The organism is Muribaculum sp. An289, from assembly GCF_002159555.1.
GTDB lineage: Bacteria > Bacteroidota > Bacteroidia > Bacteroidales > UBA932 > Merdivivens > Merdivivens faecigallinarum.
In genome coordinates this window covers 220,695-244,963 of sequence record NZ_NFIV01000002.1, presented here as the reverse complement: position 1 = coordinate 244,963, position 24,269 = coordinate 220,695, and the positions used below count along the sequence as shown (strand labels likewise).

At 42.1% G+C, this 24,269-nt stretch carries 26 protein-coding genes; 2 read left to right on the top strand and 24 right to left on the bottom strand.

All coding sequences use genetic code 11. The annotated features are described in order from the left end of the window. Positions 1-116 precede the first annotated feature (116 nt). From B5F83_RS02655 to B5F83_RS02635, 5 genes are all read right to left on the bottom strand, one after another. Positions 117-506 carry a hypothetical protein gene (locus B5F83_RS02655; RefSeq protein WP_087275125.1) on the bottom strand — a complete coding sequence of 130 codons (390 nt, stop codon included), beginning with the start codon at positions 504-506 and terminating at the stop codon, positions 117-119. Between the two features lie 34 nt (positions 507-540). Next, positions 541-804 carry a hypothetical protein gene (locus B5F83_RS02650; RefSeq protein ID WP_087275126.1) on the bottom strand — a complete coding sequence of 88 codons (264 nt, stop codon included), beginning with the start codon at positions 802-804 and terminating at the stop codon, positions 541-543. A gap of 10 nt (positions 805-814) precedes the next feature. Further along, positions 815-1,387, bottom strand: coding sequence for a hypothetical protein (locus tag B5F83_RS02645; RefSeq protein WP_087275128.1), 573 nt, complete (start codon positions 1,385-1,387; stop codon positions 815-817). Between the two features lie 65 nt (positions 1,388-1,452). Next, positions 1,453-2,022 (bottom strand): hypothetical protein, encoded by a 570-nt coding sequence (locus B5F83_RS02640; protein WP_143822439.1) that lies wholly within the window; start codon positions 2,020-2,022, stop codon positions 1,453-1,455. 67 nt (positions 2,023-2,089) lie between these two features. After that, positions 2,090-2,656 carry a hypothetical protein gene (locus B5F83_RS02635; RefSeq protein WP_143822438.1) on the bottom strand — a complete coding sequence of 189 codons (567 nt, stop codon included), beginning with the start codon at positions 2,654-2,656 and terminating at the stop codon, positions 2,090-2,092. 278 nt (positions 2,657-2,934) lie between these two features. Between B5F83_RS02635 and mnmA the strand changes: the two genes are divergently transcribed. Continuing rightward, positions 2,935-4,245, top strand: a complete 1,311-nt coding sequence (gene mnmA / locus B5F83_RS02630) for a tRNA 2-thiouridine(34) synthase MnmA (RefSeq protein ID WP_087275136.1) — start codon at positions 2,935-2,937, stop codon at positions 4,243-4,245. Positions 4,246-4,281: 36 nt separating this feature from the next. Here mnmA and B5F83_RS02625 read toward each other — a convergent pair whose 3' ends face one another. The 6 genes from B5F83_RS02625 to B5F83_RS02600 form a co-directional block, all read right to left on the bottom strand. Beyond that, on the bottom strand, positions 4,282-5,697 hold the full coding sequence (locus B5F83_RS02625) for an ATP-binding protein (protein WP_087275138.1): 1,416 nt from the start codon (positions 5,695-5,697) through the stop codon (positions 4,282-4,284). 361 nt (positions 5,698-6,058) lie between these two features. Further along, positions 6,059-6,835 (bottom strand): IS3 family transposase, encoded by a 777-nt coding sequence (locus B5F83_RS02620; protein WP_087275140.1) that lies wholly within the window; start codon positions 6,833-6,835, stop codon positions 6,059-6,061. Positions 6,836-6,966: 131 nt separating this feature from the next. Next, the gene (locus tag B5F83_RS02615) at positions 6,967-8,226 is read right to left on the bottom strand and encodes an FISUMP domain-containing protein (protein WP_087275142.1); all 1,260 of its coding nucleotides are present in this window, start codon (positions 8,224-8,226) and stop codon (positions 6,967-6,969) included. Between the two features lie 12 nt (positions 8,227-8,238). Next, entirely contained in the window at positions 8,239-9,411 is a 1,173-nt protein-coding gene (locus B5F83_RS02610; protein WP_158094129.1) for an Ig-like domain-containing protein, read from the bottom strand. A gap of 300 nt (positions 9,412-9,711) precedes the next feature. After that, positions 9,712-10,467 (bottom strand): exodeoxyribonuclease III, encoded by a 756-nt coding sequence (locus B5F83_RS02605; protein WP_087275146.1) that lies wholly within the window; start codon positions 10,465-10,467, stop codon positions 9,712-9,714. 62 nt (positions 10,468-10,529) lie between these two features. Beyond that, a complete protein-coding gene (locus B5F83_RS02600; RefSeq protein ID WP_087275148.1) occupies positions 10,530-11,681 on the bottom strand; it encodes an iron-containing alcohol dehydrogenase in 1,152 nt (383 codons plus the stop codon). A gap of 290 nt (positions 11,682-11,971) precedes the next feature. Here B5F83_RS02600 and tpx point away from each other — a divergent pair, with 290 nt between their 5' ends. Then, the gene (gene tpx / locus B5F83_RS02595) at positions 11,972-12,469 is read left to right on the top strand and encodes a thiol peroxidase (protein ID WP_087275150.1); all 498 of its coding nucleotides are present in this window, start codon (positions 11,972-11,974) and stop codon (positions 12,467-12,469) included. 229 nt (positions 12,470-12,698) lie between these two features. On the opposite strand, the gene wecB is transcribed toward tpx, so the two are convergent. The 13 genes from wecB to B5F83_RS02535 all read right to left on the bottom strand — a co-directional run bounded on the left by wecB (position 12,699) and on the right by B5F83_RS02535 (position 24,268). Then, complete coding sequence (gene wecB, locus B5F83_RS02590; protein WP_087275152.1) at positions 12,699-13,850, bottom strand: UDP-N-acetylglucosamine 2-epimerase (non-hydrolyzing); 1,152 nt, start codon at positions 13,848-13,850, stop codon at positions 12,699-12,701. A 22-nt stretch (positions 13,851-13,872) separates the two neighbouring features. After that, on the bottom strand, positions 13,873-14,571 hold the full coding sequence (locus tag B5F83_RS02585) for a WecB/TagA/CpsF family glycosyltransferase (protein ID WP_087275154.1): 699 nt from the start codon (positions 14,569-14,571) through the stop codon (positions 13,873-13,875). Positions 14,572-14,585: 14 nt separating this feature from the next. Continuing rightward, positions 14,586-15,779, bottom strand: coding sequence for a glycoside hydrolase family 88 protein (locus tag B5F83_RS02580; protein WP_087275157.1), 1,194 nt, complete (start codon positions 15,777-15,779; stop codon positions 14,586-14,588). A 19-nt stretch (positions 15,780-15,798) separates the two neighbouring features. After that, the gene (locus tag B5F83_RS02575; protein WP_087275159.1) at positions 15,799-16,140 is read right to left on the bottom strand and encodes a helix-turn-helix transcriptional regulator; all 342 of its coding nucleotides are present in this window, start codon (positions 16,138-16,140) and stop codon (positions 15,799-15,801) included. Positions 16,141-16,147: 7 nt separating this feature from the next. Continuing rightward, a complete protein-coding gene (locus B5F83_RS02570) occupies positions 16,148-16,561 on the bottom strand; it encodes a DapH/DapD/GlmU-related protein (protein WP_239383808.1) in 414 nt (137 codons plus the stop codon). 248 nt (positions 16,562-16,809) lie between these two features. Beyond that, positions 16,810-17,034, bottom strand: a complete 225-nt coding sequence (locus B5F83_RS10775; protein WP_239383807.1) for a hypothetical protein — start codon at positions 17,032-17,034, stop codon at positions 16,810-16,812. A gap of 23 nt (positions 17,035-17,057) precedes the next feature. Then, positions 17,058-17,396 (bottom strand): transposase, encoded by a 339-nt coding sequence (locus B5F83_RS10770; protein WP_239383806.1) that lies wholly within the window; start codon positions 17,394-17,396, stop codon positions 17,058-17,060. 159 nt (positions 17,397-17,555) lie between these two features. Next, positions 17,556-18,899 carry a hypothetical protein gene (locus B5F83_RS02560; protein ID WP_087275163.1) on the bottom strand — a complete coding sequence of 448 codons (1,344 nt, stop codon included), beginning with the start codon at positions 18,897-18,899 and terminating at the stop codon, positions 17,556-17,558. 18 nt (positions 18,900-18,917) lie between these two features. Further along, positions 18,918-19,943 carry a glycosyltransferase gene (locus B5F83_RS02555; RefSeq protein WP_087275165.1) on the bottom strand — a complete coding sequence of 342 codons (1,026 nt, stop codon included), beginning with the start codon at positions 19,941-19,943 and terminating at the stop codon, positions 18,918-18,920. Between the two features lie 48 nt (positions 19,944-19,991). Beyond that, the gene (locus B5F83_RS02550) at positions 19,992-21,101 is read right to left on the bottom strand and encodes a glycosyltransferase (protein ID WP_087275167.1); all 1,110 of its coding nucleotides are present in this window, start codon (positions 21,099-21,101) and stop codon (positions 19,992-19,994) included. 2 nt (positions 21,102-21,103) lie between these two features. Then, the gene (locus tag B5F83_RS02545; protein WP_087275169.1) at positions 21,104-22,201 is read right to left on the bottom strand and encodes a glycosyltransferase; all 1,098 of its coding nucleotides are present in this window, start codon (positions 22,199-22,201) and stop codon (positions 21,104-21,106) included. Beyond that, on the bottom strand, positions 22,155-23,366 hold the full coding sequence (locus tag B5F83_RS02540) for an O-antigen ligase family protein (RefSeq protein ID WP_087275170.1): 1,212 nt from the start codon (positions 23,364-23,366) through the stop codon (positions 22,155-22,157). Before B5F83_RS02540 ends, B5F83_RS02545 begins: the two co-directional genes overlap by 47 nt. Next, the gene (locus tag B5F83_RS02535) at positions 23,360-24,268 is read right to left on the bottom strand and encodes an ATP-grasp fold amidoligase family protein (RefSeq protein ID WP_204207308.1); all 909 of its coding nucleotides are present in this window, start codon (positions 24,266-24,268) and stop codon (positions 23,360-23,362) included. Before B5F83_RS02535 ends, B5F83_RS02540 begins: the two co-directional genes overlap by 7 nt. Position 24,269 lies beyond the last annotated feature (1 nt).

The following is a 24,269-nucleotide window of genomic DNA, read 5'->3' as shown; positions in this document are numbered from 1 at the left end:
CTTATTTGTCAGCAAAGATAGGAAAATTACAGCAAAAAACAAGTGCCGGAAAAGTTTCTCTTAACCATCCGGCACCTGTCCGCCAAAACTGCTCCATAAAGCGGTCAGACAGCTTCTTATTCCCGGCAAATCGTTTTCTTGTGCAACCTAACAACCGCCTCCCATACCAAGGCCGCGAAAAAGGACAGCCCGACATTGATAAGTAGCGGCCACAGACTTGCCTGCTGGCCACATCCGGCCACGACCGGAATACAATCACAGATGGCAAGCACATAAAAGACGAACAGGACTTTAGCCCAATAACCGAAAACAGGTCTTTCCCGTTTTACATCCTCCGACCTGAACATCCCTGCAAAAATCAATGCAGCTATGACAGGCATCAGGACGACGGCCATAGTGTCACCGATATCGGGAAATTTTCCCAACGCGAAAGGGTAAACAAAAAAATAAACGACATAACCGACAGCTGTAACCGCCATCGCGGAAAATATTATTAAATGTTTCATGACTTTAATTTTTTCAAAATTGTTTAAGTAACTTTTAGAAGCTGTTTAAAATTTTTTTCTCATATAAATAAGTATAACCGAACTCGTTAAATTCCACAGAATCCGGTTGCCCGAAAACTCTGATTATATCCTGTTCCGTGTATTCCGGTCCGCCTACTTCAAGCCCATTGATGGTGAAAGTGGAGAAATCGTATCCTTCAAACTGTACGGCAGAACCGGAACCTGTCTGGGCAAACAGGCTGATGCAGCACAAAATTGACGATAACACCGACATCAGTATAATTGTAATGAATTTCATATCATATTTTTTAATAACTCCATAGACTTATGCCTATGATTGTCCCGTTTTTGTCAATCATGAATTGCGGACAATTAAAAAATTCTATGTTTTCCCATCCGGTTGGTCTCCAATATATGGAACTGTCACCTTCTTTATAGTGGACTTCTTTGAAATCGCCATCCATTTCGTATATTTTAGACATGCTGTCACCGACATTTATAAAATTGTTGACTGTATATTTTTCATCAAAAATGCCGACCACGTATATTGCTCCTTTTGGTTTTGTATGCAGGATAATTTCTGCCGCATATATTCCACCTGTCGGAATATAATTCTTCGGTGTGGATGAAGCCTCCTTTAGCATGATGTATGTGTATCCGAATTCTCCGAGTTCCACCGAATCCGGTTGTCCGAATGCCCTGATGATGTCCTGTTCCGTGTATTCCGGTCCGCCTACTTCAAGCCCATTGATGGTGAAAGTGGAGAAATCGTATCCTTCAAACTGTCCGGCAGAATCGAAACCGGTCTGGGCAAACAGACTGATGCCGCACAAAATTGACGATAACACCGACAATGCTGTAAATATTACTGAACGTTTCATGGCTTTAATTTTTTTCAAAACGAGAAAAGGGAAAACTTCTCCTTAACCTTTTGTTTAAGTAACTTTTAATATAGCCAAATGCTGAAACTAGCAATTATTCCATCTTTATCATACGTGATTTTCGGGCACACAATCCAATCTGCATTGCCCCAACCGGACGGACACCACATAACATATCCCGAACCGTCGTTAAAATCAAATTTATAATCTTGGAATCTACCACCCATTTCATAAGCCTTTGATATCCTGTCTCCTACTCTGATATAACCATTTATCAAGCATGTCTCATCAGCTATATATACACACGTAATAGGCCCGGGATTATTAAATAAAGTTATTTGTACAGAATAACTCCCCGTGCCCATTTCTTTGTTAAGTATTTTGATTTTTTCCTCATATAAATAAGTATAACCGAACTCGTCAAATTCCACAGTATCCGGTTGTCCGAATGCCCTGATGATATCCTGTTCCGTGTATTCCGGCCCGCCTACTTCAAGCCCATTGATGGTGAAAGTGGAGAAATCGTATCCGTCAAACTGTCCGACAGAATCGAAACCGGTCTGGGCAAACAGACTGATGCCGCACAAAATTGACGATAACACCGACAATGCTGTAAATATTACTGAACGTTTCATGGCTTTAATTTTTTTTAAGCAAGGAAGGGACCATCCCCCTCCTAACTTTAAATCCGAAGCAAGCGTTTTAAAGTGTCCATATACCGAAACTGGTAATCTTCCCGTCCTTGTCATATGAGATTTCAGGACACACAATCCAATCCGCATTGCCCCAACCCGATGGACACCACCAAATATATCCGGAACCATCGCCTTTGAAGTTAGATTTGTTATCTTTAAACCTGCCACCCATATCATAGACTTTCAAGACCGGATCACCCACACGGATGTAACCGTTCATGACGGAAGAGGTATCTGCGACAAAAGCGCCTATTATGGGACCGGAACTGCCAGGCAAAGTAATTTGTATGTAATAATCACCCGTACCGACTTCTTTGTTGAGAATCTTTATCTTCCGCTCATACATATAAGTCCTTCCAAATTCATATAGTACAGTATCCGGTTGCCCGAAAACTCTGATTATGTCCTGTTCCGTGTATTCCGGCCCGGCCACTTCGAACCCGTTGATGGTGAAGGTGGAGAAATCGTATCCGTCAAGCTGTACGGCAGAACCGGAACCGGTCTGGGCAAACAGGCTGATGCTGCACAAAATTGACGATAGCATTGACAATGTAAATATTACTGAACGTTTCATGGCTTTAATTTTTAAACTCATAGTTTTCTTGATTTATCGACAGCAAAATTATCTTATGAAAGTTTCATGGGAAAATAAAAAGTTTAACAATGCAGAAAAATCCGCATTGATTATCAATAAGATAGAAAAATTTTCAAATCGGAAGCGGAGAAAAGTTTAATCGGACGGAAAATCTGGAGCAGTTTGGATGGTGCTTGAAATTTTAAGGAGGTTCTTAGGCGGCTTCTCAAAACAAGTTTTTAAATTTGCGCCGTAAAATATTTTGGAATCAGGATAAGATGAAGATAGCTGTCGGTTTGTCGGGCGGAGTCGATTCGAGCGTGGCCGCCCTGCTCCTGAAAGAGGCAGGACATGATGTGTTCGGACTGTTCATGCAGAACTGGCATGATACGACCGGGACATTGCACGGGGATTGCGAATGGGAGGAAGACCGTTTTGTGGCGGAACTTGTGGCAAGAAAAATCGGGATACCTTTCTATTTTGTCGATTTGAGTAAAATTTACAGGGAAAAAGTGGTGGACTACATGTTCGCCGAATACGCAAAGGGCCGCACTCCCAATCCGGATGTAATGTGCAACAGGGAAATCAAGTTCGATGCCTTTCTCGACTGTGCGCTGAAAATGGGGGCCGAAATGGTCGCCACAGGGCATTATTGCAGAAAAGAGACCGTTTCAGGGGCGAATGGCGGACAGGTTTACAGGATACTGGCCGGAAGCGACCCGAATAAGGACCAAAGTTATTTTCTCTGCCAACTGTCCCAGGAACAGCTTTCGAAAGCCCTTTTCCCAATCGGACACCTGCTCAAGCCGGAAGTTAGGAAAATCGCCGCCGAAGCAGACCTGCCGTCAGCCGACAAGAAAGACTCGCAGGGAATATGCTTTGTCGGAAAAATAGACCTTCCGACATTCCTCCAGCAGAAAATCCAGAGCCGTCCCGGCGATGTAGTGGAAGTCTTCCTGCCATATTATGAAAACTGCCCCGCATACAAAGAGAGGGAGGAAATATACGGAAGGCTGAAAGCCGATGAAAGCCTGATTAAAAACCTGGATGACAATTCATTGAATATTTTAAGCTCGCCTCTCGTATATGACAGGGAGGCCATAGTATGGCACAAACCTTCGAGAAAACAGAGGAAGGCGGAAAGGGAGAGCGGGCTCGCTCCCGCGCCGGTTTACGCCAAGACCATAGGGGAACACCAGGGAGTGCAGTTCTACACAATCGGACAGCGCAAGGGCCTGAATATCGGAGGGCACAAAGACTCGATATTCATCATCGCCACCGATACGGAGACCAATACCATTTATGTCGGCGAGGGCGACTGCCATCCCGGCCTGCTCCGTCCGGCACTGTTCATAGACAACAGCGAAATACACTGGATCCGCCGCGACCTTGAAATGAAAAACGGCGAAACGCGCCGTTACAAAGTGCGTATCCGTTACCGCCAGCCGCTTCAGGACGCCATTCTCGTAAAACGCGACAATGGGCTGTATATCATCTTCGAACAGCAACAGAGAGGAATAACTCCCGGGCAATTCGCCGTCTGGTATGACGGGGATGAAATGCTCGGGAGCGGGCCTATACTAAGGTAGGGATTGAGACATAAACATATATCCATATGCTATAGCTTACCCAAACAAATCCTCCAATGTTATCTCACTTTGTACAACTCCCGAATGCGAGTTCTGACGGACCCCGTAGGTAGTGACCATCGTAAGATGTACCGCCTTACGTGTTTTTGTAGTCTCGATAAACAAACTCTTTTTGTTACGCAGCTCGCGTTCGTAATCAGCATCAATAGTGAACTCAGACATAGAGTATTTCATCTCGCAGACATTTATTACATGGTCATTACGGTCTATCAGCAAATCTATTTGTGCTCCGTTGCCATTTTCATCTGCCTCTTTTCGCCATGAGTAGATGTTACTCAATACTCCTGAAATACCCAGTCCAGCCTTGATTTGCTGTGTATGGGCCATACACAGGCGTTCGAAAGCCAAACCACTCCACGCTCGATGCGTTGCAGAATCTATAGACACAGACCAGAAATGCTCGTCATTATTCTTGTTTTGCTGGATAAACTTGAAATAAAAGAGCGTATAGTTATCGACTAATTGATAGATTGCCTGTTTTGTCTTTTTGCCATAGCTACTGTATTTTCGGATGAAACCGCAGTACTCCAACTCATCAAGCACCTTACTCAATGTCCCGTTGCTCGGTTTGTCAATTGCAGTCATAATCTCCTCGCGAGTCATTCCAACTTTTTTACGGCCAAGAGCAGTTACGACATCTATATATTGTTCCGGTGACTTGAATAACGATGCATAGAGTTGGTTAAACTCATTTGAAAGTTTACCATTCTTGGCAAAGAAAATCTTATCAATATTTTGAGCAAGACTGAGCCCCTTTTCAAGCATACTCCAATAGAAAGGTATGCCTCCCAACACCATATAGCACTCGGCTATTTGATACCTGCTCATTTCAAGACCTCTGTTTTGGGCAAACATTTCACACTCACGCAAAGTAAAAGGCTGAAGTGCTATGCGTTGTGTAACACGGTTATGAAGTCCACCATGGTCATTAATCACTTTGTTGATAATCCATGATGTAGCAGAACCGCAAATTATCAGAACTATATCCTTTCTAGCCGATGCCCATCCATTCCAGAAATGTTCAAAAGCAGAAATGAAATTTGAACGAGGCGTATCCATCCATGGAAGCTCGTCCAGGAAGATTATCTTTTTCTCATCTGTCGAATTCTTCAGGAAATGAGATAACAGACTGAATGCCTCCAACCACGATTGCGGTATTGGGCAATCATCGTATCCGGCATCACGAAGTGAAATGGCAAAACTGAACAGCTGGTCTTTTGTCTTGGCATTTGCCAGACCAGTATGCTGGAATGTGAACTTATAGCCAAATGTTTCACGAATCAGATAGGTCTTGCCTACTCGCCTACGACCATAGACTGCTATCAACTCCGAGTACTCCGACTGTGCTGCCGAAAGCAATATTTTCTGCTCTTCTTTTCTTCCTATTATCATAACTATAGAATTTTGTCTTCACAAATATAAAACAAATTAATCATATAATCAGCCAAATCCTCAAAATTTTATGCGATTTGGCTGATTATAGCCGATTTTTGAAGCAAAAACAATGCTTTCCTTCAATAGTATCAAGGTTGCATGAACTTCCCTGATTTAGGTTGACACTTTTAGAGCGGATTAACTAATATGGTTTACAGTATCACTGACTGTGTTTACAGCCGGTGTTTTTATCTCTAAAAGTCTTTACAGAATCACTGTTTTGATTTACAGTGTTCGAGCCTGACTGGTTGGTTCTGTTCAGGTGCTGCGGTACCGCAGCACCTGAACACGCCGGCAAATATATGCCTATTTTTTCATTTTATCCCATGGCATAACTGTTTTTCCAGCACCGCCTCTGTTCTCCTGCCTGCTGATGCACCGTTTCCGGTGTCTGCATTCCGATACTCATATGTGGCCGCTGTGTATTGTAAAAGTCTATTATCCTGCTCAGTATTGACCGGCATTCATCCCTGGTCGGTATTTTCATCTTGTACAGCCACTCTACCTTCAATATGCCGTTGGCACGTTCTGCAATGGCGTTTTCGAGAGGGTCTCCGCTTTGGGTCATGCTTATGCTCACGTGATGTTTTCTCAGTTCCGAGACATACTCGTTGCTGCAATACTGGCAGCCCCGGTCAGAGTGATGGATGAGACGGGATGCCGTGACATCGTCAATCGTTGCCAACGCCATCCTCAGGGCCTCCAACGGGTATGCCGTCTCCAATGTGGGACCTACGGCCCAGCCTACAATCTTGTGCGAATAGGCATCCGTTATGAGGGACAGATAGCATACTCCTTCATCTGTCTCCACGTATGTGATGTCGCTTACCCATATCTCATTGGGACGGGATGGGACTATGTCGGCAATAAGGTTTGGATACTTACGGTAGTGGTGTCTTGAGTCTGTCGTCCTGTAGTGACGACGGTGTTTGAGACGTACCATCAGGCCGTTCTTGCGAAGCAGCTCTATGAACGCGTCCCGTCCGGGCATACTACCGGTATTCTCAAATAACCGTTTGACTATCAGGTATAGCTTTGCGCACCCCAGACCGGGATTATTCTTGCGGTATTCAAAAATTCTAAACAAAATTATCATCCGGAGACTATAACGCCAACACCAAAAATGGTGGATTTTGCCGTATACAAAAAAGACGGGGCATCTTAAAGATACACCCGTCAAATATTTCAGATAAAGAAGCGGATTGACCTAATCACACCGCGACATCATTATACATCCCTGACACACCTGACCGAGAAGCCACCAGTGCCGACAACACGGATATTGGAAAGGTTCCAGTTGGTTATATACCAGACATTTATTTCTCCGTATTCGCTGCCTTCCACAGGAGTAGAAGACCACATATAAGCGGTAGAGCCTTCAAGGTTGAAAGTCCCGTCCTGGGCATTGCGGCATCCGCCCGGCAAAAATGACAAGCCGTATGTGTCTTTTCCGTTTTTACCGTCTGTCCAGCCTTCGGTAGCTTTCAGATGGACACCGATCATTGAAAAATAGTCTCCCCATTCGTCCGAATACAACGTTCCGCCGACAGCCACACCGAGGTTCTGCCAGTCCTCATGGGTCGGTGTCCTCCATCCTACCGGACAGAGCCTGTCACTTCCTGCCGCAGGATAATTGTAAAGATAGCCGTATTTTTCTCCATTGGCCTCATCGTTGTTGTAAAAACACCACGCAGGAGATTCGTTTGCGGCAATCCATGCATCCGTAGCGTCCAGCCTTTCGACAGGCGTACCGTCGTTAAGCATTCCTACACGCATGTTCTCCACAATCCACTCCTGGTTTCCGACAATTACGGTAGTGTATTTATTGCCTTCGCAATCATATACTATACCCTCCTCGTCCCAAACATGTTCGTATTCGGATTCAGCCGTAACGGATTGTCCGTCGGGTGTCGTAAGAAGAGCGTCTATACCATAGACGACATGGGCAGGTATCAGGCCTTCAACGGTTTCCACAATATTGCCTTCCGCCGAAACGGTATTTTCTATGGTTTGAATCTCTTCCCCGGTGAAAGTATTGACAACCGTCAATCTGAGATTGTCCTCAGGCAGTATCTGCCCGTGAACGGCAGAAACTGTCACCTCGGCTTCATTTGCAGACAAGGCTCTTACTTCGATTTTCATCTCCACCTGTTCCCTGTTTTCTTTTACAGTCACTTTACAGGTTGCAGAGATTTCACCGCTGTTTACGGTAATATCGGCTGTTCCGGCAGACACGGCAGTCACTTCGCCGTCATCACTTACGGAAGCGACGGCTTCATCCGAACTTGCCCAGAACAGTCCATCATATACGGCATCGGCAGGAGTGATTGTCAATTCCAATGCATAGACATCCCCTACGGCCAATTCGACTTCCGGGGTTTTAAAGGCAAGGCCTTCCAATGCAGGGCCGGCAGGCTCTTCCGGCTTGCAGGCATTAATGCCCAAAGACACTAAAGCCATTGATACAAAATAAACAAACTTTTTCATGGCATTATATTTTTATGAATAATCCTCAGCAATCAATGTCCCGGTAAATGTAAAAGTGACTCCGGAGTATTCGGTTTCCAGATATTCGCCCGTTATGGTATATATATCGGCCGCTTTTGACACATTGATGTGCCCGCGGAGCAGATAATGCGTAACCATCTCCGGTTCCAGAGTATACCAGAAGCCTTTCATGGACTCGGAATCCTTGTCATTTATGGTAAATTCCTCATAAGTGCCGGGCGCGGATACGTATTCCCCGTCCGGAAGATAAAGGTTGTCCAAATCCTCCATCGTCGGAGTAGTCGCATATATGCAGGTATTGAATGTCATAGTACCGTCGCCGACAGTTGCCGAGTCCTTGAGATATATGCAGAACAGGCTCGTCCCGTTGTCATTCAACCCGTAATAGAACAGGTCTCCGGCAACGAGTTCGTAGTGTTTCATTTCCGGCAGGGTTACGGACACGGCCTCCAGTGAAGCGAGCTTCCCGTTTTCGGTAGTGACTTCACCGGCAATGGATATTGAGATATAATCCCCGGAAGGAATCTCAATATCGAGTTCCCCGGATGCCAGATAATCCTTTTCCCCCTCCGGAGACATATAATAGCTCGCTTCGGAAGCGCCTGAACCCGAAATCGTTTTCCCCTCGCCAGAAGCGTCTATGGCATATTTTCCCGACAAATCCCCGGAAACATTCATCTTCAGATACACCGACGAGCCGTCGGCGGCTTCCAGCGTGACGTTCATTATCTGACCGGCCGAATTGTACGACCCGGACACAGCGGAAAATACGATATCCGGAACGACTACGGCGGCTTCGACAACTACGGAACAAAAGGCCTCGAAATCCGAAACGCTTGCCGTTATGGAAGCCTCCCCTGCGGCGACAGCCGTCACCAGGCCGGTGCCATCCACCGTAGCAACCGATTCATCGGAAGAAGTCCAGAGGATGCTTTCAAAATCGGCGTTTTCCGGAGAAACCGTCGCTTTCAGTTGATACGTCCCGCCTTCCGTCAATGAAAGTGTCTCGGGCTCCACCGCTATGCTCTCGACAGCGACCGAGTCTTCGGTTTCCCCGCCGGGTCCTGGAGGATTTGGGTCCGGTCCCGGTTTTTCCGTACATGCACTGAAACATACGAACGATGCGGCCAAAGCTGCGGCAGACAAGAAAATCTGTTTTTTCATAATTTGAAAGTTTTTGCTCCCCGGCAGCCTCGGGAGATAATACATTAAAAAGAAAGGCGGGCCGCCATTCACTCCAAAAGGTATCGCCAAAACACCCGTTATACGTAAATAACGGCCCACCCCTTTTGGAGGGTAGAGCCGACGTGTCCCGTATAACTTGAAATTTGGGGATTTCTTTGGAAGGACACCTTCTCTATTCTTTATGTCAAAAAAACTATGTCATTTATGCGTATGCGAATTTAGAAAAATATTCCGCTCCTGCAAATAATTTTCCTTAATTGCACAGGTTCCGGGCGGCAGTCAGTCACTCAGCACAAGCTCCACCGGACAATGGTCCGACCCGTGGATTTCCTGATGGATCGAAGCCGACAGCAGCCGCGGCCCGAGGGAACGCGAAACGAGAAAATAATCTATACGCCACCCGGCGTTTTTCTCGCGCGCCCTGAAGCGGTACGACCACCAGGAATACTGGTCCTTCGCATCGGGATAAAAATAGCGGAACGTATCTATGAAGCCGCTCTCGAGAAGGACGGAAAATTTTCCCCGCTCTTCATCGGTAAAACCCGCATTCCTCCGGTTGGTTTTCGGATTTTTCAAATCTATTTCCTGGTGGGCCACGTTCAAATCACCGCAGACAATCACCGGTTTGCGGGCATCGAGACCCAGCAGGTATTTTCGGAAATCGTCCTCCCATTTCATGCGGTAATCGAGACGGGCGAGCTCGTCCTGGGAGTTGGGGACATATACGTTCACGAAGAAAAATCCGGGCATCTCCAGCGTGATTACACGCCCTTCGCGATCGTGCTCCTCCGCCCCTATTCCGTATGTTACGGCTATCGGCTCGTGTTTTGTGAAAACGGCCGTCCCGGAATAGCCCTTGCGCTCGGCGTAGTTCCAGAACGAGCGGTAGCCGGGAAACTCCAAATCAAGCTGGCCGGCCTGCATCTTTGTCTCCTGCAATGCGAAGAAATCGGCGTCAAGGCCGAGGAAAGAGGGCTCGAACCCCTTTCCCAGGCAGGCCCTGAGCCCGTTCACGTTCCATGATATGAATTTCATGTTTTAAAGTTTTTCTTTAGAAACTGTTGTAGAACTGTTTGAAGCTGTTTGAAATTTTAAGACTAAAGCCTTTCCTTCAATATCATTTCGACTTTTTCCGGAGTGACGATGCCTCCTTCGCCGAGCTTCCAGTGACGGTCACGGAAACGTTTTACAATCGTATCGATTGTCTCCTGGCCTATCCCGTGCTCGGAAAGTCTCGTTTTCATACCCACGGAGCGGAAAAACTGCTCTGTTTTCCTGATTGCTTCATCTATCCTTTCGTCCACGGAACCTTCTCTGATGCCCCAGACCCTTTCGCCGTATTGCAGGAGTTTTCCTTGTTTTTCCTTGCGCATCACGCTCATGACTCCAGGGAAAACTATCGCGAGGGTGACTCCGTGGTCGAGCCCGTGAAGGGCAGTCAGTTCATGGCCTATCATGTGTGTCGACCAGTCTTCATCCACGCCCATTGCGATAAAGCCGTTGAGCCCCATTGTCGCCGTAAGCATGAAATCCGCGCAGGCGTCATAACTGCGGTCATCCTTCAGGAGTTCCGGGGCGAGTTCGATGAGTGTCTGCAAGAGGCCTTCAGCCCACCGGTCCATCACTTTCGTGTTGATGCAGGTAGTAAGGTATTGCTCGAAAGTATGGGCATAAATATCCACGATTCCGTTGGAAATCTGCCTTTGAGGCAAAGAAAATACGACCGTAGGGTCGAGGATTGAAAACAGAGGGAAGCCCTCCGGGTTGTGGAATGCGTATTTTTCCTTTGTCACCCTCCGTGAAATCACCGCGCCGTTGTTCATCTCGGAAGCAGTGGCCGGAAGGGTAAGCACCGAAGCGAATGGAACGGCCTTGCACACGGGCGCCTTGCCGATAAGGAAGTCCCACGGGTCGCCGTCGAAATTGGCGCCGGCCGCAATGAACTTGGTCCCGTCAATGACCGAGCCTCCGCCTACAGCCAATATCATGTCCACCTTGTTTTCCTTGCAGACGGCTATCGCCTTCATCAGCGTATCATAGTCCGGATTGGCTTCTATGCCGCCGAATTCTACGATATCGTAGCCTTCGAGGGCTTTTTTCACCTGGTCGTAGACTCCGTTCCTGAAAATGGAGCCTCCTCCGTAAGTCATCAATATCTTAGTGCCTTTCCCTATCCTCTCGGAAAGTTTTGCAATCTGTCCTTTCCCGAAAATCAGTTCGGTCGGGTTCCTGAAATCAAAATTGTGCATAATCGTTTCGTTTGGTTAAATTAAAAATCGCTCTTGCAAATATACGCAGAAACCGAGAGTAATGAAAACAAACTTGTTTGACTTTCATTACCGAGGTGCTACAGTATATGTGGCGAAGCCAAATATACGCAGAAGCCGAGAGCAGAGCAAATGAATTTATTCAAATTGCTATGTTTTCCATGGGTTCCCCGTGGCTTTTCCGGCAGGCTTTTCCGTACTGCTCATGAATAATTTTCGGTCTGAATTTTGCATGTCGGGACGGCTGTTATAATTTTTAAATTTATTTTTACATGAACACAGTCACATTGGGAGGAAATAAGATAAACCTCAAAGGAAGTTTTCCTGTAGCTGGCGAAACAGCCAAGGATTTCACGATGGTGAAGACCGACCTGAGCGAGATGAGCCTCAGCTCTTTAAAAGGCAAAAAAGTAGTCCTCAACATATTTCCGAGCCTCGACACTGCCGTATGCGCGGCTTCAGTAAGGAAGTTCAACAGCATGGCGGCAAAAATGGAAAATACCGTCGTGCTTGCGATTTCAAAAGACCTGCCTTTCGCACACGGACGTTTCTGCACGACTGAAGGCATTGAAAACGTAACGCCGCTGTCCGCATTCAGAAATTGCACCTTCGGTGAAGATTATGGTGTCGAAATGGCAGACGGCCCTCTTGCAGGGCTTTTCGCAAGGTCGGTAATCGTTTTGGATGAAAACGGGAAAATAGTCCATACCCAGCTCGTACCGGAAATCACGACCGAGCCGGATTACGATGCCGCGCTGAAGGCGTTGTAGGGAAAATGCCTTGCAGTTTGCAGGAAGAAAAAAGCACTGTGGATTCTGAAGGGTTCAAAAGGCCTCGAAATCCACAGTGTCTCATTACAATATCAGCCACAAATCATTGATTACGAGTAACTTATAACAACTCTTCGATTTTTTGAGCGTGCCCGAAATCGCGACCGGACTTATTCATGCGAACGTGCAGGATTGACCACCGGCCAGTCAACACGGTTTTTCGCCGAAATTATTTCAACGCACTGACTATACGCCTGCAGGCAAGGCCGTCGCCGTAAGGGTTCACGGCATGGCTCATCGCATTGTAGGCCGCAGAATCGTCGAGCAGCCGGGAAGTCTCGCCTACAATACGTCCGTAGTCGGTCCCGACGAGTTTTACAGTCCCGGCATCCACAGCCTCAGGCCTTTCTGTCGTATCGCGCATCACGAGCACCGGCTTCCCGAGTCCCGGAGCCTCCTCCTGGATGCCGCCGCTGTCGGTCAGGACGATGAATGAGCGTTCCATCAGGAAAACAAAACTCAGGTATTCGAGAGGCTCTATGAAAAACATGTTTCCGAGACCGGTCAGATTGTCCCCGAATACCTCGTGTATCGGACGGCGCACGTTAGGGTTCAGATGCATCGGATATACAAAATCCGTATCAGGATATTTTTCCGTCAAAGTCTTGATGGCGCGGCACATCGAGATGAAGCCCTCACCGAAATTCTCCCGGCGGTGACCGGTGATAAGCACAAGCCTGCGCCCTGCTCCGAGACGGGCCACATCGTAACCTGCACTCCTGAGTTCATCCTCCAGACGTGCCCTGAGTGCGGCATCGTTCTTTATCTTGTCCACAACCATGTACAGAGCATCGATGACAGTATTGCCGGTTACGGAAATCTTTTCCGGCCTCACCCCTTCCTGCTCCAGGTTGCGACGGCTCAAAGGTGTAGGCGCAAAATCGTATTCGGCTATCCTGCCCGTAAGCTGCCTGTTCATCTCTTCCGGCCACGGACTGTAAATATTGTGTGTGCGCAGACCGGCCTCTACATGTCCGACAGGAATCTGCTGATAGAACGCAGCAAGCGCGGCAGCAGTCGAAGTCGTAGTATCGCCATGGACAAGCACGACATCCGGATGCTCCTCTTTAAGGATATCCCGCATTCCGAGCAGGACTTTGGCGGTAACATCATACAGGTCCTGGCCCTGTTTCATGATATTCAGGTCATAGTCGGGCTTGATTTCAAATATTTCCAGCACCTGGTCGAGCATCTCGCGGTGCTGTCCTGTAACACATACGATGGTCCGGAAATCCTCCGGATATTTCTGGAATTCTTTGACAAGCGGAGCCATCTTTATGGCCTCGGGACGTGTCCCGAAAACAAGCATTATTTTTTTCATAAAATGGATTATGGATCTTAAATTACAATTTTCTGAACACCAACCAATACGCATACTTCACCAAATATATCTGGCGTTTGATACGTTTTGGTTCTTTCAACAGGCGGTAGGCAAATTCGAGATTATGGTCCACCCACCATTTCGGAGCACGGGGGACATGTCCGGTATACACATCGAAACTGCCGCCCAGGCCCTGGAAAATGGCTTTATGCCGCTTCTGTATCTCCTCCATCAGGAGTTCCTGTTTCGGAGAGCCCATCGCCACAAAGACAACATCGGGACGTTTTTCTGCAATATCCTCAATCAACCGCTCCTTTTCATCATCCGACTTCAGATAGCCGTCGCGATACCCTATGATATTTATCCCAGGATATTCCTGCCGCAATTTTGCCACGGTCTCTTCAATTACCTGCGGCTTGCTTCCTACAAGATAAAAAGTCTTTTCATCATGGAATTTTGCAACGATTTTCAGCCACAGTTCGCATCCGGGAAGTTTTGCCGCATCCTTATATCCTTTCTGCTTGACGGCAAGCTGCGCCCCTGCCCCATCGCAATAACCTATGTTCCTGTTGATAATGCCCCGTGTCTGCTCCGTTGCATGCAGAATCTTCTCTGCATTTATGGCCACAAGGATTCCCTTATGCTCATCCACAAAATCCAACAACTGACTTTCTGAAGTGAAAGGATATACCTCTACTCCGTTTAGAACGACTTTATCCATGGTGAAATGTATCTTTATTTTGAAAGAAAATAATAACTCATCGCATTGAACATAAATGCATTGCTCCAACGCATATACGGTATCTTCGAACTGATTCCCGGCTTCAACTGATAGTAAAAATATCCTTTTTTGTCCTGCATGTTGGCGATTGTCCACTTCAAAACCTTGTCTGCAAGTTCAGAATATTCACCATAACGATGCAATCTGTACAATGTCACGAGCAATTGTCCCGGACAATGGATATCTATCGGATATTTCTGATTATCATAATACTTCGGACAACCATCCGGCTCAAAGAAATTTTTTATATAATAATCAAAACCTTTTTCGATATTTTCATGAAAGGATTTGTCCCCCGTCTGTTCTTCGTAAGCAATCAGGCCGTCAAGATTGTAGCCGGTATGGAAACTGTCAATCCAAGACTGGACAGGGAGCATTCCATATACCCACGACCCATCATCGTTTTGCGAATTGCAGCAGGCAAGTACAGATGCCCTCGCGGCATCAAGATATTCCTGATTACGGGTATGATGCCAGCAATATGAAAGCAATTTGCTCCCTAACAGCGAAGCATTGAAAACAGTGTCATTGCCCTTCAAAGGACTGTATGAAAACAGGAATCCACCTTTACATTCAGTACGATGCAAGTCTTTAAGCACGAAATCCGCCGCCGACAAAGCCGTATCCAGATATCTCTTATTCCCCGTTATTTCGTAAGCATCCATCAGTGCCGTCGCACAAAAATTGGTAGCTACGACCGTCGGGGTAAATTTCGGGAACAGGAAGAGTCGCCTCGCCTGCCAATCGAAATTGTATCCCCAGCAAGCGCCGCTGTATCCTTTGGACTGAAGCGATATCAGCAATCCGGCCAACTCATCGACTCGTTCAAGTATAGAATCCTTGCTGCCGAGTGTCCCGGCCAATGAAGGATTCTGCCCGACCGCCTTATACAAATTGCAATACCCTTGCAAGAACAGGCCGACACCCTTTGCATTGTATTCCTTCGGAACCATAGCCAAAGGGCGAAGATTGACAGGACATCTTTTAAAGCCCTGAATCACTACAAGCCTGCACAAAGCCGATTTCTTGAAGAACGGCAACGCCTGGAAGACTTTCGAGTTCAACCCGTCATACGGATCCCAGCCCTTGAAATGCTCTGCCTCGCACCACGACCGCAGGGCGGAAAAAGAGGCATAAATATCTTGCATTGAGAAAAATGATTTAAGATTAGTTTTCCAACAGTATTTCCATTTTCGTGTAATTCCTGACGATTCGTTTGAAATCAGCAATTTGCGACATATCTTCAGGTGAAAGATCACTTATCTTAAATGGAGATGTGCTCATAGCCTTTGTCATATCAATATCATCTTCGTACAACGACCACACTTCACAGCCATACAAGTCAGCTAATCTCTCCATTAAGTCAAGCGGCAATTCCTGCTTTCCCACCTCATAATCAGAATATATCGAATGATTTATTCCTAAAAAATCTGCAATATTATCCTGTGAAAAGCCGTTAACTTCACGTAGTTGCTTTATATTTTCCGCAATAACACATTCTTCATTCATGTCAAATTTATTTTAATACTTTAAGATATGGCATTATTCCTTCTTTATATTTAGGATTTTCTTCAATTTTATAATCCAAATCCTTCCTCCAACCAATTATTTTAGCCGGAGTACCTGCCACGATAGCACCTTTCGGGACACTTTTATCAACAAAAGAATTTGCAGCAATTATTACATCGTCATCTATAATAACAGGACCTGCTATCACAACATTAGGACCACACCAAACATTATTTCCTAATTTGGGTACTTCCTTATATGGAAACTTTCTAACTGTCGAAAACCTTAAACCTAAAACACAATTATCACCGATTGTTGTTCCAGGTATTACCACTGTACTAATCCCATTACACACAAAATACGTTCCTTTACCGATTGATGAATCACCGGTAACTTTGCTATTATATATTATGAATATCAATAACTGGATAAATTTAGGCAATAGCGGAACTTTATGTAAATATAAAGACCGCATTACACGGTACAATTTAATGGCATTCATTTTTCCTTAAATATATTTCTTTAGTATTTCTTTCATATTCTTCGCTACACTTGAAGCCATAAAGTGTTTTTTTTTGCTTATTCGCAATTATATACTGTCGTTTAATTCCGTCATTATGAGTCACCCGGCAGACTGTCCCTGTATTTTCCCGTTTGAACTCATCTTTTTTATATCATCGGCTTCGTACGTTTGCGCCGCTTCTTGTACACGAGGTTGGCCTTCTCTATCCCTTCCCACAGCAGCTTCGGATCAGTCAGGTATCGCATCTCGCTCTCGTAGCAGGTCGAATCCGTGTACATCGTCTCCAGTTCCTTCATGTAGGGCTTCCAGGCCCTCGCCAGTATCTCCTGATGCTGTTGGATCTTCAGTCCGCCGGCAGGTTCTGAAAACACATCGTCAAGGAGCTTGTAGTTCGTCAGTGGATGCTCGGGTTTATCCTCACATCGCAGAACAACTGGTAGTGGAGATTCCCATTCAACTGTTCCATCAGTTTCGGACTGCTCAGTCCCGTGTACATTTTCAGGAACATCAGCGCAACCTTTCCCTCCGGCGTAAAATACGACCTGTGTCCTCGCTTCACTCTCATGCTCTTCCTTGTCAGCCCTAAGTTCTCCGCCATCTCATGCAAAGGAAGCTTCCGCCTGATCCTTCCCAGTTCGCTCTTCTCGAATGTCTGCCTGTACTGATCATAAAAATCATACTCCGTAAACGGAAGATCGGGGGTTATTCCAGAGAAATTTTGTACCTTAGCCATGCAGATTAATTTTTGTGATACCTCCAAAATCAGCTTTGCCAGGGCAGTTAGTTGGAGGTATCTTTTTTATCTTCAACTAAGTTACTAATTTATTATCAATCAATCAATTTGTTGGAAAGTTTTCACCTTTTTTACGACAGTCCCTAATTAACTATGGTTCTAACTTTCAACAATAATACTATTTGCTTTCAAAGAGCGACCTTTTATCGGAGTGTCAGCTGTTTCTATTGAATAATCGAACAACCCTGGCCAAGTTTTCTCCATATCGGATATCATACGACACCCTATTTCGGGATTATAATTTTCTTTAGGCACAACTCTTAGAATCAGATCGCCGTGCTGTTTTTGGATCAATTGTATAGATTTAATATAATCCCAATAATAATCCTCGAAAGACAAAACCGATATACCGGCAATTTTATAACCTTTTTTGGTTGTCAGGTATGAATTACCACGACCTTCCAACTTTTCAATATATCCAGTTGAATTGATTTTACCAAAATCATTCGTTTTATACCGAATAAACGGCATTGCCTCCATCCAATAACCAGTACCTACCAATTCATAATTTCCATCTGCATTTCTAAAATTTTCCGCATAACCAAAAAAAGGATTGAGCTGATACCCTATCGATTGATGCTCCTCATCAATTTTTGCCACGCCCAACAACACTCTCTCGGACATACCGTAAATACAATAAATCATAGCATCCGGAAATGCTTTTTTAAATGTTAGATAATGATGGTATAAAAATGTATCCGATGCCAGGAAAAGACATTTTACATTTAATGGCTCTATATTATTATCAACAATATATGAAGCATATTGATACAATAAGGATGGATATGAATGAATAACTTCAGGGTGGTATTCATAAGTTTTTTTTACAATTTCCGGCATCCACTTCTCATTTAAATGAATAGGTGAAACGAAACACCTGTTCCCTCGTATTTCTATCGGATATTCATCTTCTTTTTTCAAAGCATCTAAGCCAATTCTTAAGATTTTTGATTTAAGAAAATCATACCTAATAGTTTTCAAATCCTGTTCAAAAAAAATCTTTGAAACTATCGTATCGTTGAATGTACCTGAGATTACCACACCTTGTCCTGTTGTTCCCTCCGTGGAACCGAACTTCAATTTTGCTTTCGGGATATTTACGTTTTGAAAATCCTGCCAATTATCCATTACAGTTTTTTTATCTGTATATGGAAATTGCATGAGTTTATCATATACATTATTAATATTAATTGACAACGGATCTATTGTGACATTTTTTGCATACCATGGCACGTTCTTCAATGCATTATTTAATGTCAACACCATCCGAGCTCTCATAAACTCTTCTATCCTAGTATTTTCATTAGATTCTCTCCATTTATACAATTGAACGATTTGAGGATAAAGCGAACCGTATGTAATCCTTTTTGGAAAAATAGACATCAATTGACTGCCGAACTTTGTCTGTTTGACTATTTTTTTTGCGTACGAAAGATATGACATAAAAGACAGAATTAATTGTTATATATAAGATTGGATTCCTGAATATTTTATAGCATTGTTCACATCATATTTTTTAACTTGTGCTTGGCATTCATCAGACATGGCCCCAATATCTACTTGTTTATTTATTATTGAAAGCATAACCAAATACATATTATTTTCTACATCATCTACAGGAAGAATGAAGCCGGTTTTACCGTCAATTATAAATTCTTTATTTAAACTCCAATCGGTCGCAATTACCGGCAAACCTGAAATATATGCATCTATAATAACTCCCGGGAAACCTTCACCGGACCAAATAGTAGGAAATAACATTGCTGAATACGAAGATAAAAGATCATATCCTTCTTTAGAGTTCAGATTTAAAGTTCCTTTATAATTTACATTGCTAAAAGGTTTCAACTCATCATCGAATTGTGCAGAAAAATCAGAGGAAATTCCTCCATAAAAATCGATTACATACTTGTTTTCCAAACCATCCTTATTCAATTTCTTAGCCACATCTAATATAAATTGCACACCTTTTTCTGGTTGAATTCTTGATAAAAACACAAATTTCGGAATCTGAGGTTTTATCGGCGTTGGAATATAAAAGATTTTCTTAAAATTTGGGCATACAATAACATTTTTAAAACCGCATTCCAGAAGCGTATCTTTCATAGAATGCCCCTCGACAATTATTATGCTAAATACCGACAATAATTCTTTATCTATCAAACCTTCTTTTATCCTTTTAGGAAAAGATCCGCCTATCCCCCAATAAACTACATTTCTATTGGTCTTTAATACCTTTAAAATTTTTAAAAGTGAAATAACATTATCTAATGAAGTCGATATAATGAGTTCTGCCTTTGGATACAGAAGAAAATATAATGGTAATAATAATATATTCCATGGACGTTGCTTTGCATTATGAGTATCAACTAATTTTAATCTATATCCCTCATCCTTGAGATAACTTACTATCATTTTATTTTTTGTAAGTTCTCCACCAAACTCATTTTTATGCCCTATACCGCCGATAAATATAATTTTACTCATATCCAAAATTTAGTTAATTTTCCTATGATACATTCATAAATAATCACATTAATTATTCTTGCAACATGTACTTTTAATATATTCTTTCTCATACTTTTTTGCACATATATCCATACTATAATTTTCTTTATAATAATTAATCAAATAATCTTTATTTAATGGTCTTGTCATAAATCTTTTTAAATTCTTTACATATAACCCAACATTTTGATTTGGGGATAAGTACCCTGTTATGTCATCTTCTATAACATCAGGTATTCCACCCACAGATGTACAAATAGGTGTTAAACCACATGCCAACGCCTCTAAAAGAGTTATTGATAATCCTTCATAATTTGAAGTTAAACAAAAGGCATCAGCACACAACATATAATCACATACGTTATCTTTTTCACATAGGAAATAGACATTCTTACATGCTTGTTTTTGCAATTGTTTACCTGTTTCGCTATCATATCCACTACCTATGACCAACAATACAAAATCAATCCCTTCTTCAAATAAAGCATTAAAAGAGTCAATTAACATCTGTTGATTTTTTTCAGGTGAAAATCTGGCAACATGAATAAAAACAGGCGATGTAGTATTTTTTTTTAAACATTCAACTTCTTTTTTTACAGCTAAAAATTTATTTGAAACCACAGGCATGGCCCGTCCATTATTAATTACAGGTGCATTAAAAAGATTATATAGATCCTCGTATGATTTCTGACACAACTTTGATATACAAATTGGCCTTATAAGATTTAATTTATAATAAAATTTATTAAAATAATATTGCAATTTCGAATCGAATGTATATTCAGCGATACTGTGTAAAGTATGGAAAAACTTAATATGCCTGTAAAATAGACACAATCGGAAAACATACGGAATTACATTCAAATGACAGTGCACTATATCAGGATTTTCTTTCTTAATATAGGCCTGTAACAAATCAGACTTATGAATAGAAAATCCTTTATCGAAATTCATCGCATGGAATTTCACATTGTTATTAATAAATTTCTTGTTAAATGTCAATCTCGTATTATTATCTTCTAACAGCATGCAAACTGTAACGTCATGTCCCATATTGGCTAATTCATTGGAAAGATCCACTACGAATCTTTCCGCACCACCGGAGGAAAGAGAATAGATTATTTGAATTATTTTCATACTTATAAAGAATTATACATGTTAATATATTCTTTCGTTTTGTCTGTTAATAAGAATTTAGTCTTTATAGTATCAATTGCGTTTCTTGATATCCTTTCATAAGTATTCGCATCGGACAACAAATTAATTATTATGTCAATTGCTGAAGCAATATCTTTAGGAGCAACTATATATCCATTCACTCCATTCTCTATGATTTCAGCCGTTCCACCACCCTTGGTCGCAATTATCGGCTTGCCTACTGCCATTGTTTCCATTATGGTATTTGAGACTCCCTCGGCGTGAACATTATCATTTGTAAACAACACGGAGATGTCACAAAATTCTATTATCTTTTCCACATCGTTTCTTTCCCCCAAGAATCTGATATTATCTATACCTTCATCTCTGCTCTTACTTTCATAAGACTCTAACTGTTCACCGCTGCCTATGGCTATAAATAAAATATCTGAACGTATTTTAGTCATTTGTTTTGCCAAATTCAAAAACATATCCCAATCTTTTGCCGGAGAGAAACGGGCTACCATGCATATTGAATATGGTTTGTCTATATTGTATGCTTTCACAAATGAATCCTTATCAAATGATTTTCCTCCTATACGATGGAAATCAAAGCCATTGTAAATGACATGCGACTTCTTCGCAGGGGCTTCTTTTGCTTTCAAGCCTGCTATGGAATTACTCACGACTGCATTTGAACAACTGTATGAGAACTTCGCCACAAATAAAGCCAATTTACTCTTTATGCTATTCCCATCTGCAAGAAACCCTATAATAAGTTTATAATTCAACAAAAATCTACCTAAAGAAACAGTAAAAAGAATGATCGGTATCTCCGTCCATACATGGACTATAAAGGGGGAAATATCTTTTAACGTTTTTAACAATCTAATTATTAAGTCAAAACGATTAGTATATTTCAATAAATGCAATTTTGCGCCACTATTGACTATCTCTTGATATTTATTGTTTGAATCGGAAAAATAAATAATATGTTGCTCTGCAAAATCTTCAGTCAATAATCCTAACACCAATTGCCCCATTCGACGCTCCCTACCACCGCCGCCGATTCCACTGATTATATGTACTATTTTTCTCATAATCTATTAAACTTTTTTGTATACCACCTATAACTAACCCAAACACTATATAATAATGGACAAAAGAATATACCCATGCAGTTAATGAAATAAACAACACTGCGAACATCCATCCCAGATACGGCCAATATTCATTGCCAATTATATGATATTTCCGTGTTTTGATTATTTGCCTAAATATATTGAAATAAAACAACACATATAAGATAGTTCCTATTATCCCGTTTTCTGCTAACTGAGCCATATATTCCGTATGAAAAGGCAACTTTAACTTATCGATATACATAAAATTGTTGATACCTATTCCTGTCAATGGATGCTCCTTGAATATTTCCCAACCTTTAATATAAAAATAAGCCCTATCACCTAAAAAATTTAATATCCTCAAATTTGAAGTATTAAATTGGTTTGCCGATTCATCTATCCCATGCATCCTTTCGCCCAGTATAGTATTATCCAGCATAAAAGACAATCCGACATAGAAAACCAATAATCCAAATATCAAACTTAAAAAATTTTTTACGTTATTCAAAGGATATTTTGTTATTAATAAAAAGAATAACAAAATTAATAATCCACCCAAGGCCTTTCTCGTTGCAACAAATAAAATTGCAGCCAATGACAATATAATAATTATTACCAGATTTTTTAACGTGAGCCATTTCTTCACATACATGAAGACGGCCGTAGCAACCATACTTAATGATGTTAAAGGGAGTACATTTCCCAAGGCCGCACCGCCTCTACCCGACGGATAAATGGTATCTCTTTGAAATAACAATCCAAAAATCACATAGATGACAAAACACGATAAAATGAATTTTAATGTAGTCTGGTAATTTCTCCTGCATTCATATGTAACAACAACCATGGCAATCCATACCAAAAAAATCTGATTCCCAATAAAAATCCATGGGACTTGTACGCTCTCTACTCTATGAAACAGCCAGTTTACTGCTGTATATATGCCCCATAATCCCCATATTAGCACAGGAGTAGATTTTAAGACTTTTCTAAATTCGATGTTATTTATATTTAACAACAAAATCAATATACCAAGTAAAATACTGATTCTACCGGCTCCATCTATAGAATAAAACAAAAAACCAAGTCCTGGCTTAACTAAAATATATGCTAAGAAAAAATAATTAATTAATTTCAGCATTTTGATGGTAAATTAATCATTCGCCCAAATTTCAAATCCCACTCTTCAGGAGAAAATCCGCCTAAACCGGATGTAGGAAAGAAAGTTATTTCACTAAAATAAATCTTTCCACTTATATTATAAAAATCTATTCTGACAAATGGGATATTATCAGCTAACTTTCGAGACAAATCCCTCATTAAATCAAAATTGAGTGGCTTAGATGGACAAACTTCTGCAAATGGAAAATTTCGAGGCTCATGAAATGGCTGATGTACCCATTCCATGTCGAAAAAATCTATCGACATCACATCATTTCTTCCAGATATTACCTGACAATATTTTGGTTCTCCATTAAAGCAGAAAAACTTATAATCCATTAAATCTGAACCGTCCGGCATTTCAAGCAATTGTTCTGCAATAAAACGAGGCCGTACATTTTTATATGGCCATTCTCTGAAATTATTATATATATTATTTTCGGATGACTTTTTTAGTTTTCTTTTTGCTAGGCTATAATCAAATTGATTTTTGTCATTACAAATTACTACCCCGGTACTTCCACCTCCGCCTGTTGTTTTCAAGACAAATTTATCAGGTAATAATTTTATATCTATTTCATCAAGCGTATTCCATATATGATAAGTTGGAATAACATATTCTTCTCCAATGACTTGTTTTACATATTGCTTGACTTCAGCTTTATCAACCAATTGGGTATATTCCGACTTCCTATTGTAAAGTTTCAACCATTGTATTTTTTCTGAAAAAGTTTGCGGATTTTTTAAATTAAGCGATTTATTAAAATTAAAATTATACAAAAGCTTAAGATATAACACATCAGAAAACCACATTTTAAAAATATTTAAAAAAAGTTTTCTAGTATAATTAATATTTTTCAAATAAAATAATGGAGATTTCATA